The 13918-nt window shown below is 71.1% G+C and carries 13 protein-coding genes; 8 read left to right on the top strand and 5 right to left on the bottom strand.

Features of this window, described 5'->3' with window-relative positions; all coding sequences use genetic code 11:
* Positions 1–52: 52 nt before the first annotated feature.
* Positions 53–1078 (top strand): bifunctional GNAT family N-acetyltransferase/(deoxy)nucleoside triphosphate pyrophosphohydrolase, encoded by a 1026-nt coding sequence (locus IBL26_RS16310; RefSeq protein WP_187785568.1) that lies wholly within the window; start codon positions 53–55, stop codon positions 1076–1078.
* Positions 1079–1244: 166 nt separating this feature from the next.
* Positions 1245–2009: a competence/damage-inducible protein A gene (locus IBL26_RS16305; protein ID WP_187785567.1), complete on the top strand. Its 765-nt coding sequence runs from the start codon at positions 1245–1247 to the stop codon at positions 2007–2009.
* A gap of 56 nt (positions 2010–2065) precedes the next feature.
* Here the strand turns inward: IBL26_RS16305 and IBL26_RS16300 are convergent, their stop codons facing one another.
* The 3 genes from IBL26_RS16300 to IBL26_RS16290 form a co-directional block, all read right to left on the bottom strand.
* The gene (locus IBL26_RS16300; protein WP_187785566.1) at positions 2066–3649 is read right to left on the bottom strand and encodes an ABC transporter substrate-binding protein; all 1584 of its coding nucleotides are present in this window, start codon (positions 3647–3649) and stop codon (positions 2066–2068) included.
* Positions 3650–3734: 85 nt separating this feature from the next.
* Positions 3735–4670, bottom strand: coding sequence for a M14 family metallopeptidase (locus IBL26_RS16295; RefSeq protein ID WP_367615448.1), 936 nt, complete (start codon positions 4668–4670; stop codon positions 3735–3737).
* Positions 4671–4856: 186 nt separating this feature from the next.
* Complete coding sequence (locus IBL26_RS16290; RefSeq protein ID WP_367615447.1) at positions 4857–5765, bottom strand: DsbA family protein; 909 nt, start codon at positions 5763–5765, stop codon at positions 4857–4859.
* A 277-nt stretch (positions 5766–6042) separates the two neighbouring features.
* Here IBL26_RS16290 and IBL26_RS16285 point away from each other — a divergent pair, with 277 nt between their 5' ends.
* A complete protein-coding gene (locus tag IBL26_RS16285) occupies positions 6043–7488 on the top strand; it encodes a gamma-glutamyltransferase (protein ID WP_187785565.1) in 1446 nt (481 codons plus the stop codon).
* A gap of 1 nt (position 7489) precedes the next feature.
* Positions 7490–8656 (top strand): pyridoxal phosphate-dependent aminotransferase, encoded by a 1167-nt coding sequence (locus IBL26_RS16280; RefSeq protein WP_187785564.1) that lies wholly within the window; start codon positions 7490–7492, stop codon positions 8654–8656.
* A 262-nt stretch (positions 8657–8918) separates the two neighbouring features.
* Here IBL26_RS16280 and IBL26_RS16275 read toward each other — a convergent pair whose 3' ends face one another.
* Positions 8919–9545 (bottom strand): hypothetical protein, encoded by a 627-nt coding sequence (locus IBL26_RS16275; RefSeq protein ID WP_194443616.1) that lies wholly within the window; start codon positions 9543–9545, stop codon positions 8919–8921.
* A gap of 35 nt (positions 9546–9580) precedes the next feature.
* Between IBL26_RS16275 and IBL26_RS16270 the strand changes: the two genes are divergently transcribed.
* Complete coding sequence (locus IBL26_RS16270) at positions 9581–10411, top strand: aldo/keto reductase (RefSeq protein ID WP_187785563.1); 831 nt, start codon at positions 9581–9583, stop codon at positions 10409–10411.
* A 149-nt stretch (positions 10412–10560) separates the two neighbouring features.
* Here the strand turns inward: IBL26_RS16270 and IBL26_RS16265 are convergent, their stop codons facing one another.
* Positions 10561–11001: a hypothetical protein gene (locus tag IBL26_RS16265; RefSeq protein WP_187785562.1), complete on the bottom strand. Its 441-nt coding sequence runs from the start codon at positions 10999–11001 to the stop codon at positions 10561–10563.
* Positions 11002–11279: 278 nt separating this feature from the next.
* Here IBL26_RS16265 and IBL26_RS16260 point away from each other — a divergent pair, with 278 nt between their 5' ends.
* The 3 genes from IBL26_RS16260 (at position 11280) to dctP (ending at position 13630) form a co-directional block, all read left to right on the top strand.
* Complete coding sequence (locus IBL26_RS16260; RefSeq protein WP_187785561.1) at positions 11280–11981, top strand: S1 family peptidase; 702 nt, start codon at positions 11280–11282, stop codon at positions 11979–11981.
* A gap of 159 nt (positions 11982–12140) precedes the next feature.
* Positions 12141–12575 carry a CBS domain-containing protein gene (locus IBL26_RS16255; protein ID WP_187785560.1) on the top strand — a complete coding sequence of 145 codons (435 nt, stop codon included), beginning with the start codon at positions 12141–12143 and terminating at the stop codon, positions 12573–12575.
* 161 nt (positions 12576–12736) lie between these two features.
* Positions 12737–13630 carry a TRAP transporter substrate-binding protein DctP gene (gene dctP / locus IBL26_RS16250; protein ID WP_187785559.1) on the top strand — a complete coding sequence of 298 codons (894 nt, stop codon included), beginning with the start codon at positions 12737–12739 and terminating at the stop codon, positions 13628–13630.
* Positions 13631–13918 lie beyond the last annotated feature (288 nt).

Below are 13918 nucleotides of genomic sequence, written 5' to 3'. Positions count from 1 at the left end.
GCCTAACCCCCGCGGCGGCGCTGGCCGCCGCGGGGCCTTCTGGACTGGTTGAATGACCGTCGACGCTGACTTCTCCCCCCTCCGCACCGAGCGGCTGACCCTGCGCCCCCTGGGGCCGGAGGACGCCGCCCAGCTGCACCGCCTGATCAATGACTGGGACGTGGTGCGCTGGCTCTCCCGCGTGCCGTTCCCCTATCCGCGCGAGCTGGCGGATGACTGGATCGCCTCTACCCACAAGCAGCGCGCCGCCGGCGAGGCCTGGCACCTGGCCATCGTCGGGCATGAGAACGACAAGGACGTGCTGGTCGGCTGCGTCGGCCTGATGCTGGAGCCGGGCGAACGCTCGGCCGAGCTGGGCTACTGGGTGGGCCGCCGCTACTGGGGCCACGGTGTCGCCGCCGAGGCCGCCGGCAGGCTCGCCCGCTGGGGCCTGGCCAATTTGGATATCGACCGCGTCGTCGCGAACGTGTTGGAGGAGAATGACCGCTCCGCCGGCGTCCTGCGCGCCGTGGGCCTGCGGGAGAGCGGCAAGGGTGAGGCGCATTTCCTCGCCCGTGGCGGCCGCCTGCCGGTGCGGCTGTTCGAGGGCGGGCGGGACGAGATCCTCGGCCCGTTCACCGAGGCCGAGCCACTGCCCGCCACCCCCGCTTCCACCGCCGCCGTCCCGGCGGCCGATGGCAAGCCGCTGCTGCTGGTGGCCGCCTGCGCCCTAGTGGATACCGACAGCCGCGTGCTGCTGGCCCGCCGGCCGGAAGGCAAGCCGATGGCCGGGCTGTGGGAATTCCCTGGCGGCAAGCTGGATGCTGGCGAGACGCCGGAGGAAGCGCTGATCCGCGAGCTGAAGGAGGAGCTGGATATCGATGTCTCCGCCGCCTGCCTCGCGCCCTTCACCTTCGCCAGCCACGATGCCGGCAAGTTCCATCTGCTAATGCCGCTGTATCTGTGCCGCCGCTGGCAGGGCACCATCACGCCCCGTGAGGGCCAGGCGCTGGCCTGGGTGAAGGCCAACAAGCTGACCGACTACGCCATGCCGCCGGCCGACAAGCCGCTGGTGGCCATGTTGCGGGATTTCCTCTGAAGCTGCCCCATGATCCTGGCGGGCCGGTCCGGCCCGTGGCGAACATGCCCCTTGGAACGTGATCTGCTCAAAGGCCTTCACAGACCACGCTCCAGCCCTTTGTTTGATTGCGTGATCAGCCGGCCGGTGAACCCACCGCAGGCCGTCACGCTTGAGGAGCGCGTCCGTGACCAATCCTACCGCCTGCCTGCTGATCATTGGCAACGAGGTGCTGTCCGGCCGCACCAAGGATGCCAACCTGCAATTCCTCGCCTCCCGCCTTGGCGAGATGGGCATCCCGCTGCGGGAGGCGCGCGTCATCCCCGATGTGCCGGAGACGATCATCGCCACGGTGAACGAGGTGCGGGCCAAGTACACCTACGTCTTCACCACCGGCGGCATCGGCCCGACGCATGATGATATCACCGCCGAGTGCATCTCCCGTGCCTTCGGCGTGCCGTGGGAGCCGAACCAGGAAGCCTGGGCGCTGATGGCGGCGCACTACGCCAGCCGCGAACCGCCGACCGAGTTCAACGCCGCCCGCCAGCGCATGGCCACGATGCCGCGCGGCGCCACGCTGATCGCCAACCCGGTCTCGGTCGCGCCCGGCTTCATCATTGGCAACGTGCATGTCATGGCCGGCGTGCCGCGTATCATGCAGGCGATGTTCGACCAGCTTGCCCCCAGCCTGCAGGGCGGCACTCCGGTGCAAAGCCGCGCCGTGCACGCCACCGGCATGCTGGAAGGCAAGATCGCCGAGGGGCTGGGCCAGATCCAGGACCGCTTCCCCCAAGTCGAGATCGGCTCCTACCCCTATTACCGGGAGAATGGCGGCGGCGTCGCCCTGGTGGCGAAGGGAACCGACGTCGCGGCGATCGAGGCAGCGATTACCGAGATCACCGCGTATATCAGTGAGCTTGGCTTCACGCCGTTGGCGGGTGAGCCTGGGTGAAGGAAGGCTGGGGGAAGGAATTCCCCCAGCCTACCCCCTTCCAAAAAGGCTCCCCGTCAGCTCTGCCCCGGCGTCACATCCATCGCGCGTGTGCGTTCGTCCATGCGCGGGTCGTGCGTCAGGCCTTTACGCACGGCCCAGGTGTTCACCAGCTGGTGCAGCGGGATGATGGCGACGTCGTCCATCGCCAGCTTCACCGCCTGTTGCAGGATGCGTTCGCGCTCCCGGTCATCCAGCGTGGCGGTGGCGCGCACTGTCAGCGCATCCAGGTCCCGGTTGGAATAGCGGCCGGAATTGTTGGCGCCGAAGCGGGTCTCGGTGCTGTAGGTGCCGAGGATGTTGACCAGGGCGTAGGAGGCCTCGCCGGTGGCGCTGCCCCAGCCGACCAGCCGCATGCCGAATTCCTGGCGGTTGGAGCGGGTGGAGAAGGCGGCCCAGGGCAGCGCTTCCACCGTGGTCTGCACGCCCACGCGCGTCCACATCTGCGCCACGGCCTGGGCGGTCTTGGCATCGTTGGGGTAGCGGTCGTTCGGCGTGTGCAGGGTCATGCGGAAGCCCTGCGGGAAACCGGCCTCGGCCAGCAGGCGGCGGGCGCCTTCCAGGTCCTGCGCCAGCGGCGGCACGGCGTCGTTGAAGGAATACGCGCCGGGTGGCAACCACTGGCCGGCCGGCTTGGCGGTGCCTTCCATCACCCGCTCGGCCAGGCCGTCGCGGCTGATGGCCATGCTCAGCGCCCGGCGCACCCGCACGTCGTTGAACGGGTTCTGCGGCAGCGGCTTACCGGTGTTGTCGGTGACGAAGATGGGGTCCGCCGTGCGGCTGCGGTCCGGTGCCAGGTAGATGACGCGCAGGCCCTGGATCTGCGTCAGCTGCAGCCGTGCTTCCCGCTGCAATTGCGGAATGTCTGAGGACGGCACGGTATCGATGATGTCGACATCGCCGGAGAGGATCGCCGCCGTGCGCGCGGGCGGGGAGGAGATGACGCGGTAATCCACCGTGGCCCAGGACGGCCTGCCTTCCCAATAGGCGTCGTTGCGCGCCATCTGGGTACGGTTGCCCGGCGTATAGGCGGTGAAGCGGTACGGCCCGGTGCCGATGACGGCGCGGCCGGCGTTGTAATCCTCCGTGCTGGCGCTCTGCCCGACATGGCGGGAGATGATGCCGACCGAGGCAAAGTCCGTCGGCAGCAGCGGGTAGGGGGCGGCGGTGTGGAAGCGGATGGTCAGCGGGTCGATGATCTCGGTCCGCTGCACGCCGCGTACGAAGGCGCCGAAGCCGCCGGGGCTGTTCGGCACGTTCGGCGTGCGCTCGATGGTGAAGGCGACGTCCTCGGCGGTGAAGTCCCGCCCGTCATGCCACTTCACGCCTGGGCGCAGCTTGAACTCCCACACGGTCGGCTCGACGGCGCGCCAAGAGACGGCCAGCTTCGGCACCAGCTGCGCGCGGGCATCGAACTCGACCAGCTTGTCAAAGAAGTGGCTGGTGACGCTGTTATTGGGGGAGGCGTTGTAGAAATGCGGGTCCAGCGAGGTCACCGAACCGCCGATGGCGATGGTGACGGTCTGCGCCGCGGCCGGCTGCAGGGCGGCGAGCCCGAGCGTGGCGGCGCCCAGTAGAAGCTTGGATCGGAGCGACTTCATGGTGCCCTGCATCTCCCTGACATGACGATCGAGACATCAGCAAGAAACATGCCGGTCATGCAAGAAGGGAATAGCGGGCGATGTTTCAGACGTATCGGGCCAGCCGGATGGCGGTGTGGCCGCGCAACGCGCGGGGGCTCGGCATGATCAGCAGGCAATCATCGTGCGGGGTGCGGATTTCCTGGTCACCATCCAGCGCCAGCAGGGTGTTGCGGCGGGGAATGACGGTGCCGCCGCGGAACTGCTCCACGAAGGTGAAGGCGTGGGTGCCGGCGATGACGGTGCGCGTCACCTCCGCCAGCCTTCCGGGCGTCACGGGGGCAGGGGCGGGGGGGATCAGGCCGTATTCCTGCAACAGCGTGGTGGCGCAGCGTTCCAGCGTCTCCAGCGTCGTCTCCTCCCAATGCGGGCCGCCTTCCACCAGCAGGGCGGGGCGCTCGGCGAAGGCGGGGGAGTCGATCAGCCGGCGGCCGGTCTGGTGCCCATGGTCGGCCACCACCAGCGGCGGCGTGCCCAGGCGCAGCCCCAGCGCGCGGGATTCCGCCGCCTGGCCGGCGATGATCAGCGGGTCGGAGGGCCACAGCATGCTGTGCAGGTCCAGCAGCACATCGACCTCGTCCATCAGCGGGCGCAGCGCGCGGGCGCGCTCCAGCTCCGTGCTGCGGCGGGTGCCGGCCAGCATGCGGTCGTCCCACACGCGGTTCAGGTCCTCGTCGACGAAGCGGCTGATGGTGGGGTCGGCGGGGTCGAAGCGGGCGAAGGCGGCCAGATTGCCAAAGATGAAGGTTAGCCGCCCGCGCAATGGCCGCAGCCCCTCCCGCAGCCAGCGGGCCAGCAGCAGCGCGCCGGCGATCTCGTTGCCATGGATCAGGGAGACCAGGGCGACATGCGGCCCGGGCAGCGGGGCATCGAAGCTCCAGACCCCCGGCAGGCGGTTGCCCTCCAGCCAGGGGCGCAGGTCGGGGATCGGCAGCCGGACCGGGAAGGCCGGCAGATAGGGGTCGCGCCCCAGCCGGATCACGACCGCTGCCTCATGCGCGCGGCGGCCCCGGCGGGCGTGGGATGCCGCAATGGGGGCGGGTCGTGCCGGTCTGGCGTTGCGCCGGTTGCATCCTGCCCCTCCCTGTCCATTGCGGCGTGTAGTCTAGGATGCGTTTCGGCCCGTGGCCAAGCCGGGGCCTTGGGCGAGGCACGTGGCGATGTTGCCTCAGCCGCCCTGGCGTGCCTTGGCCACCAGCTGCTGCAGGGTCGCCAGGTCCACCGCCCCCGGTACCAGCGTATCGCCGATCACCAGCGCCGGCGTGCCCTGGATGGAAAGCGCCTGGGCCAGCGCCACATTCGCTTCCAGCCGGTGGGCGATGGCGGGGTCTTCCATGTCCCGCCGCAGCCGGGCCCAGTCCAGGCCGATGCGCTCGGCCTCGGTCTTCAGCACCGCCTCGGTCGGCTCGCCGCGCAGGCGCATCAGCGCGTCCTGGAACTGCACATACTTGCCCTGGCGCTGGGCGGCCAGCAGCGCCCGGCTGGCGACGACGCTGTTGGGGCCGAGGATCGGCAGGTCCTTCATCACCACGCGGATATTCGGGTCGGCCTGCAACAGCTGCTGCATCGTCGGGTGCAGGATCTTGCAGTAGCCGCAACGGGCATCGAAGAACTCGACCAGCGTCACGTTGCCCTGCGGGTTGCCCTTCACCGGGTCCGCCGCATTGCGCAGCAACGCATCGGCATGGGTGGCGATGGCGCTGCGCTGGGCATTGGCGCGGTTGTCCTCCTCCGCCGCCTGCATGGCTACGATCGCCTCGCGCAGGATGCTGGGGTCCTGCCGTAGCGCTTGGCGAAGCACCTCCACCACCTCTTGCCGCTGGCGGGGGGAAAGGCCCGCGCCGCTGGCCGGCGCGGCCTGCGACATCTGTGCGGCCGGTGGCGCCTGTGTTGCCTGCGGCGCTGGCGCCGGGGGCGTCATCTGTGTTGCCTGCGGCGCCGGTGCCGGGGGCGTCACCTGGGCGCCCGCCGGCATGGCGGCCAGCACACCGGCCAGCGCCAGCCCGCGCGCCGCAGCCGCGAGGAAGGCGGGGCGGGCGTGGGCCGGGGCGGACGTGGCCGGGCGGTGTGGTCTCACGGGCAATCTCTCCGGTAGGTCGGCGCCGGGCGGGCGCCGCGCATATGCTGACCGCTGGGGCGCCGCCGCGCAAATACGCCGCCGGTCACAGCCACGCGGGCAGCCGTGCCCCATGCCCGGCGAGGGGGCTGCCCGGGAAACCGGGGCAGGTGACACAGCCGTGCGCCGAACATCCGGTTGCCGGGCTCGGCGAAGGAGTCTATGGCCCCCAAGGTGTAGCCCGCCTGGGCGAAAGTTCTGCCCACGCAACGGTTTGACCGGAGTGAAGTAAGCCAGCATGACCAGCAGCACCGCCCCGCGCCGCCGCCGTAACGCCCGACCCCAGGCCGCCGCCCTGCTGGGGCTGATGACGCTCAGCGGTTGCGGCACCGTCGCCAGCGCCGTGGGCGCCGGCCCGTCGGTGGAGGCGGGCCAGCCCGGCTATGTCCGCGGCTTCCTGGGCGGCGTGGTGGCGGATGAGCCGCGCGCGGCGCTGGTGGCGCGGGATGTGCTCTCTGCCGGCGGCACCGCGGTCGATGCGGCGGTGGCGGCGGGCTTCGCGCTCTCGGTCACCCTGCCTTCCCGCGCCGGCCTTGGCGGCGGTGGCGCCTGCCTGGTCTACAACCCGGCCCGCAACACCACGGAAGCCGTGGTCTTCACCCCGCAGGCGCCCGGCACCACCGGGGGCGACCGCCCGGCCGCCATCCCGCTGATGGCGCGCGGCCTGTTCGCCCTGCACACCCGCAACCCGCGCCGGCCGTTCGAGGAACTGATGGCCCCGGCCGAGCAACTGGCCCGCTTCGGGACCGAGACCTCCCGCGCCCTGGCCAACGACCTGACCGCCGTGTCCGGCCCACTGCTGGCCGACCCTGGCGCCGCCGCCACCTTCGCCCCGCGTGGCCGCGCGCTGGCGGCGGGCGAGCAACTGGCCCAGCCGGACCTTGGCGCCACCCTGGCGGCACTGCGCGTCTCCGGCGTGGGCGATCTCTACCAGGGCGCCATGGGCCGCCGGCTGGAGCAGCTCTCCCCCCGCGTCGGCGGTGCGCTGACGGTCGACGCCATGCGCCCTGCTCTGGCGCAGGTGGTACCGCCGTTGCAGATGACGGTGGTCAGCGACACGCTCTCCTTCCTGCCGCCGCCGGCCGATGGTGGCCTTGCCGCCGCCGTCACCGCCCAGGCGCTACAGGCTGGCCAGCCGGCCGATGCCGCCGCGCAACGCGGCCTTGCCGCCGCCGCCGCCTGGCGCCGGGGTGGCGCCGATGCCGCCGCGCTGATGGCCAACCCGCCGGCGGGCGGTGCCGGCTTCGGCGTGCTGCCGGCCTCCACCAGCCTGGTGGTGCTGGACAATGCGGGCGGCGCCGTCAGCTGCGCCTTCACCATGAACAACCTGTTCGGCACCGGCCGCGTGGTGCCGGGCCTCGGCTTCTTCCTGGCCGCCGCGCCGGGCGTGGGTCGGGTGGAGCCGCCGTTGCTCTCCGCCGTCATCGTCCACAGCCGCAACCTCAGCGCCTTCCGCTATGCCGGCGCGTCCTCCGGTCAGGAGGCCGCCCCGCTGGCGACGGCGCTGCCGCTGAGCCGCAGCCTGATCAACCGCGCGCCGATCGCCCAGAGCCTGGCGGCGGTGCCGGAGCCCGGGCGCGGCAATGCCATCGACTGCGCCCGCTACCTGCCGGGCGATGCCGCCCAATGCGTCGCCGCGACCGACCCGCGCGGGGCCGGCCTGGCCGTCGGCGGCCTGCAGTAACATGGCGCTGAAGACGGGGAAGGGGGCGGAAGCGCCGCCCTTCCTGGTCATGGACGTCATCGCCGCCGCCAATGCGCGCGCGGCGTCGCTGCCGCCGGGCGCGCCCGGCGTGTTGCGGATGGAGGTTGGGCAGCCCGGCACCGGCGCGCCACGTGGCGCTGCCGAGGCCGCGATCCGCGCCCTGCAGGCCGGCCAGCCGATGGGCTATACCGAGGCCTTCGGCCTGCGCCCGCTGCGTGAACGCATCGCCGCCCATTACCGCGAGAAATACGGCGTGGTCATCGCGCCGGACCGCGTGGCGGTAACGGTCGGCGCCTCAGGTGCCTTCCCACTGGCCTTCCTGGCTGCGTTCGACGCCGGGGACCGGGTGGCGATGGCCGCGCCCTTCTACCCGCCCTACGCCAATATCCTGACCGCGCTGGGCATGGTGCCGCAGATCCTGCCCTGCGATGCCAGCACCCGATTCCAGCCCACCGTCGCGATGCTGGAAGCGCTGGACCCGCGGCCGGAAGGGTTGATCGTCGCCTCCCCCTGCAATCCCGCCGGCACCATGCTGTCCCGGCAGGAGCTGGACGCGATCGCCTCCTGGTGCGAGGCGAACGGGGTGCGGCTGATCTCGGACGAGATCTATCACGGCCTGTCCTACGGCGCGGAGGAATGCACCGCCGCCGGGTGCAGCGACAGCGCCATCGTGGTGAACAGCTTCTCCAAGTACTTTTCCATGACCGGCTGGCGCATCGGCTGGATGGTGCTGCCGGAGGATTTGCTGCGCCCGGTGGAGTGCCTGGCGCAGAACATGTTCATCAGCGCCCCGCATGTGGCGCAGGTGGCGGCCGAAGCGTCCTTCGGCTGTATCGAGGAGCTGGAGGCCAACAAGGCCGTCTATGCCCGCAACCGCGCCACGCTGCTGCGCGGCCTGCCCGAAGCGGGGTTCGACCGGCTGGCCGAGGCCGATGGCGCCTTCTACATCTGGGCCGATATCAGCCGGCTGACCAATGACAGCGTCGGCTTCGCCGCCCGCATGCTGGCCGAGGCCGGCATCGCCGCCACCCCCGGCGTGGATTTCGACCCGGCACGCGGTGGCCGCTTCCTGCGCTTCAGCTATTGCGGACCGGAAGCCGCGATGGCGGAGGCGGTGCCGCGCCTGAAGCGCTGGCTGTCGGTTTAGCGGACAGAGCGAGGGGGCGCCGCCCCTCGTGCTCCCCCGGCAGGGATACGACCCGCTACACCCGCGATCAGGAAGCAGCGCTTATCCCCGGCGCGCATCGCCCCAGCGGCCCTGACTGTATCATCCACCTGGCCTACCGCCAGCGGCGACCCGCGAACCATTTCAGCGGCCAGACATCCGGGTTTTCAAAGGCCTCGGGCCTTTGGCGGGGAGAGTTTGAGAGGGGCAGCGCCCCTCTCATGCGCGCCCGCGAAGCTGCGCCCTATTCCGCGAAGAAGAAGCGCTGCAGTCGCTGGAACACGTCGCGCAGGTCAAAACCCGGCTCCGGCGGCGGCGCGGCGCTATCGGCCGGCATGCGGGCGCGCAGGGCGGTCAGGGCCTCCGCCGTGCGGGTCAGCGGCAGGCTGCGCGGTTCCGCCTCCGCGCTGCCGGTGCCCAGCCCCATCACGCGGATCAGCACGCGTTGGGACCGGGCCAGTTCCTCCGCCGCGCGGGCCATGTCCGCCGGCTTCGGCGTGCAGACCACGGAACGGCCTTCCAGCCGGCAGGGCATCTCGAACATCGGCTGGGGCGGGAAGCGCACCTGCGCGGTGCCGGTGAAGGCCAGCAGGCCGCGGCCGGGATTATCCACCCCCAGGTCCCGCGCCGTCACCGCCGGCACCAGCATCCCGTCGCGGGCGACGACTTCCAGCCCCATGGCGGATTGGCCGGGGCTGGCGGGCTCCACCGGCTGCTCGTGCGTCATGCGGCAGGAATTGCGGTCGGTCATGCTGTCCGTCGCGCAGACCAGCAGCCAGGGGCCGTAGGTATCGGCCGCGGCGGCGGGGCGGGGGCCGGATGCCAGCAGCAGTGGGAAAAGCAGCAGGGCGGTGGTGGTCTGAAGGCGCATGCCCGCCAAGATAGGGATCAGCAACGGAGGATACCATGCACAGCACGACCCTCGCCGACGGAACACCGATCCCCACCCTGGGCCAGGGCACCTGGAAGATGGGCGAACGCGGCGCTGACCGCAGGGCGGAGGCCGGGACGCTGCGCGCCGGCCTGGACCTCGGCATGACGCTGATCGACACCGCCGAGATGTATGCCGATGGCGGGTCCGAGGAAGTGGTGGCCGAAGCGATCGAGGGGCGCCGGGATGAGGTCTTCCTGGTCAGCAAGGCCTATCCGCAGAACGCCTCCCGCAGCCTGTTGCCGCAGGCCTGCGAGCGCAGCCTGAAGCGCCTGCGGACCGATGTGATCGACCTGTACCTGCTGCACTGGCGCGGCAATGTGCCGCTAGCGGAGACCGCCGAGGCGATGGAAGCGCTGAAGCAGCAGGGCAAGATCCGCCACTGGGGCGTCTCCAACCTCGATGTGTCGGACCTGGAGGAACTGGGGGACGACCTCTCCCGCTGCATGACCGACCAGGTACTCTACAACCTGGAATCGCGCGGCGTGGAGTTCGACCTGCTGCCCTTCTGCCAGCAGCAACTGATGCCGGTGATGGCGTATTCGCCGCTGGGCCAGGCGGGGGCGTTGCTGGAGCACCCGGTGCTGCGCCGGGTGGCGAAGCGGCAGGGCTCCACCCCGGCGCAGGTGGCGCTGGCCTGGACGCTGCGGAACCCGGGCGTCATCGCCATCCCCAAGGCGTCCAGCGCCGCGCATCTGCGCGAGAACTGGGACGCGCACCTGATGGTGCTGACGCCGGAGGACCTGACGGAACTGGATTCCGCCTTCCCGCCGCCATCGCGCAAGCAATCGCTCGAAATGCTGTAGGGGGCGGCTCGGGGCCGGGCGGCAAACCCCGGCCCGGCGCCCAGCGGCTTTGCGCGGAATCGCCTTGGCTGCGCCAGCCTTCGGCGTGACCGAGCCAGCGAGCCGACGCAGCGAGCGTATCCGCCGCGTCGGTCGGCGGCGGATGCGCCTCAGCGCGTCGCGGCCTCGGCGCCGTCCCGGGTGCGGGAGATCTGGTCGTCGCGCGCGCCGGTCACGTTCCCGGCGCAGGTGCCGTCCTGCACCATGCGGCGGTAGCCGGCCTCCATGCGGGGGCAGGCGCCGGTGATGGAGGGGCGGTGCGGACCGCGGGCGTCGAAGACATCGCGGATGAATTTGTCCACCTCGGTATTCGCCGCCGCCTTGTCGGCCGCCAGCTTGGGAGAGGCGGCGATGCAGGCGCGCCAGGCCTGGGCCGCCGCATCGCAGGCGGCGTCGCCAGAGGAGGCCGGGGTATTGGCGCCGGCGATGCTGCGGCTGCGCAGTTCCTGCTCCTGCTGCGCCATGGCGGGGGACATGGCGGACAGGGCGCAGAGCGCGAGGCCGGCGAACAGCCAGGCGCGCAAGGTCAGGGCGGAGCAGGGGTTGGACACGGCTCGGGCCTCGGGGGAGGGGAGAGGCCGGGATGGCCTCAGCGTGGCGGCTGTTCTAACGCCATGGAGACGTTCTCGTAAAGTTAGATGCGTAATCCCGTCTTATGACACACGGATTCATATTCGATTCATTTCTCGCCGTTCATAATGCCGCATGGCGCCATTGCCCGAAAATTGAGCCTTACGAGAACTTTACTGGCAGCCATTCAATGATAGGTTGAGGCCGATTCGTTAACGCGACACGGTGTCGGCCGCATCGCGGGGATTTAGGGCAGGTGATGACGGGCAGGCGGCGGTTATTGCAGGGCATGGGCGGGCTGGCGGCCGCGTGGTCGCTTGCGGGTTGCGCCGCCCGGCTGCCGGGGCGGGAAGCCGCCGGCACGCCCGCGGCCCAGGTCAGCACCACCGGCTTCGCCGCCCTGCATCTGGGTGGCGCGCCGCGCGGCGCCGCGGTGGGCTTCGACGATTGCCACGTGCTCACCTGCGCCCACGTCCTCACCCAGGGTGGCGCCGTCACGCTGCGGCGGGGCCTGGATGGAGAGGAAGCGCCGGTCCTCGGCGTCCTGCGCAGCCGGCGGATGGATCTGGCGGTGCTGCGTGTGCCGGCCGGCTTCCTGGAAGCCCCGCCCCGCGCCACCGATGCCCCCCGCAGCGGCGAAGCCGTCTGGGCCGCCGGTGCCCCCGGCATCGGCCACAGCGTCGCGCAAGGCGTGGTGGAGGCCCCGGATGCTGAGATGCCGGGCTTCGGCCGTGGCTTCACCGCCCGCATGCCGGCGCTGATGGGCTATTCCGGCGGCCCGGTGGTGGATAGCAGCGGCACGCTGATGGGCCTGACCTCGGCCATGCCGGGCGGCGGCGGCGCCAGCCTGCTGGCCTTCCTGACCGGCGCGGATCTGGACGGGCTGGCGGGGGCGGACCGGCAGGTCTTCGTCCTCTCCATCCAGCGTGCCAGCGCGGAGGCGATGCGCCTGCTCGGCTGAATTCCCGGCCACGCCGTGGCGCCTGCACGATGCCGCGCGCGGCGCGATTTTTCTGGACTTGATGTAACCCGCTTCGTCATCGTTCCCGCTCTCCAATGAGCAGGCGGGCCTTGTCGCCACGTTTGGCGCCGGCCCGCGCAGCCGCGGAAAGGGAACGCCATGATCATTGCCAATATCCTGCGGGTGAAGGGCGCCAAGGTCATCGATGTGGGGCCGGAAGACGGCACCGTGGCCATCGCCCGTACCTTGACGCAGAACCGCATCGGTGCCGCGCTGGTCCGCGATGCGGCCGGCGAGGTGCTGGGCATCGTCAGCGAGCGGGACATCGTCCGCGCCCTGGCCGCCGCCGGCGACGCCGGCGGGCTGACCGCCCGGCAGTTGATGACCCGCGTGCTCTACACCGTCAGCCCCCGCACGCTGATCGGCGAGGCGCTGGCGATGATGACCGATCGCCGCGTCCGCCACCTGCCGGTGCTGGATGAGAGCGGCCAGCTGGCCGGCATGGTCTCGATCGGCGACCTGGTGAAGGCGCGCATCGAGGAGGCCGAGCTGGAGGCGACGGAACTACGCAACTATGTGACTTCCGCCAGCTAAGGGCATCTTCACGCCCCGTCCCGGCGTTGCATGATGAGGCAGTTGGGAATCGGGCCTGAGCCATGATGATGACACGCCGGGGCCTCTTGCCCGCCGGGGCAGCCGCGGCGGTCTGCCTCACGCTTCCGGACCGTCCCTTGGCCGCGCAGGCGCGATGGCAAATGGCCACCGCCTCCCAGGCCAATAGCGTCGCGGTACGCAACCTGCGCCAGTTCATTCAGGATGCGCGCGATGCCTCCGGCGACTGGATGGAACTGCGGCTGCATGCCGGCGGCGCGCTGATGAAGGGGTCGGAGCTGCGGCGCGGCGTTCAGACCGGCCAGGTGCAGATGGCGGAGCTTCTGCTCTCCGCCGAGCGCGAGCCCGACCCGGTGACGGAGCTGGACGTGCTGCCCGGCTTCGTGCGGGACTACGATCAATCCCGCCGCCTGGCCGCGCTGACCCGCCCGCTGATCGAGCGCCGGTTGCAGCGGGATGGGCTGACGCTGCTGTACCAGATGACGCTGCCGCCCAGTGGCCTCTACACCGGCTTCGCCATCGAATCGCTGGCGGCGCTGCGCGGTACCCGCATGCGGGTACGGACGCCGATGGGCGCGCGGCTGGCCTCCCTGCTCGGCGCAAACCCTGCCTCGCTGGACCCGGAGGAGGTGGAGGGCGCCTTCGCCACCCGCGTCGCCACCACCATGTTCACCTCGGCGTCCTCCGGCGTCGACATGCGGGCCTGGACGTTCAGCCGCTTCTTCACCGCCATCGACGCCAACTTCCCGCGCAGCACCGTGGTGGTGCAGACCCGTGCCCTGGAAGCCCTGCCGGCCGCCGCCCGTGCCGCGCTGCGCGAGGCCGCCGCCGCCGCCGAGGCCCGTGGCTGGGCGATGTCCCTGGCCGAAAGCATTGAGGCCCCCCAGAAGCTGGCCGAGCAGGGGATGGAATTGCGCCGCCCGTCCCCCGCCATGACGGGGGAACTGCAACGCATCTCCACCACGATGCTCGAAGAATGGATGGTGCGCGCCGGCGAACAGGGCCGGCGGTTGGTCGAGGCCTACCGGGCGGCCTGAGCCACTCAGCCCGCTTGGGCAACTTTTCCCGCCGGGGGCACGTTGAAGCCCTGTTTGGGCCCGGTCATGCCTCAGCTGCTTGGGCGTGGCGGGCCACAGGCCATCAAGGGAGAAGAACACCATGAAGCTGCATCTCGCAGGCGCCGCGGTCCTCGTCCTGGCATTGTCCGCCTGTGGCACCAATGAGCGTGATCGTGTGCAGGGCGGCGCGGCCGCCGGGGCCGCGACGGGCGCCGGTGTCGGCGCGCTGGGCGGCCCGGTGGGCGCGGGCGTCGGTGCCCTCGTCGG

It is taken from the genome of Teichococcus aerophilus, assembly GCF_014490485.1.
Lineage (GTDB): Bacteria > Pseudomonadota > Alphaproteobacteria > Acetobacterales > Acetobacteraceae > Pseudoroseomonas > Pseudoroseomonas aerophila.
Note: the sequence above shows the minus strand (reverse complement) of the source record. Positions and strands in the feature narration are given on the sequence as shown.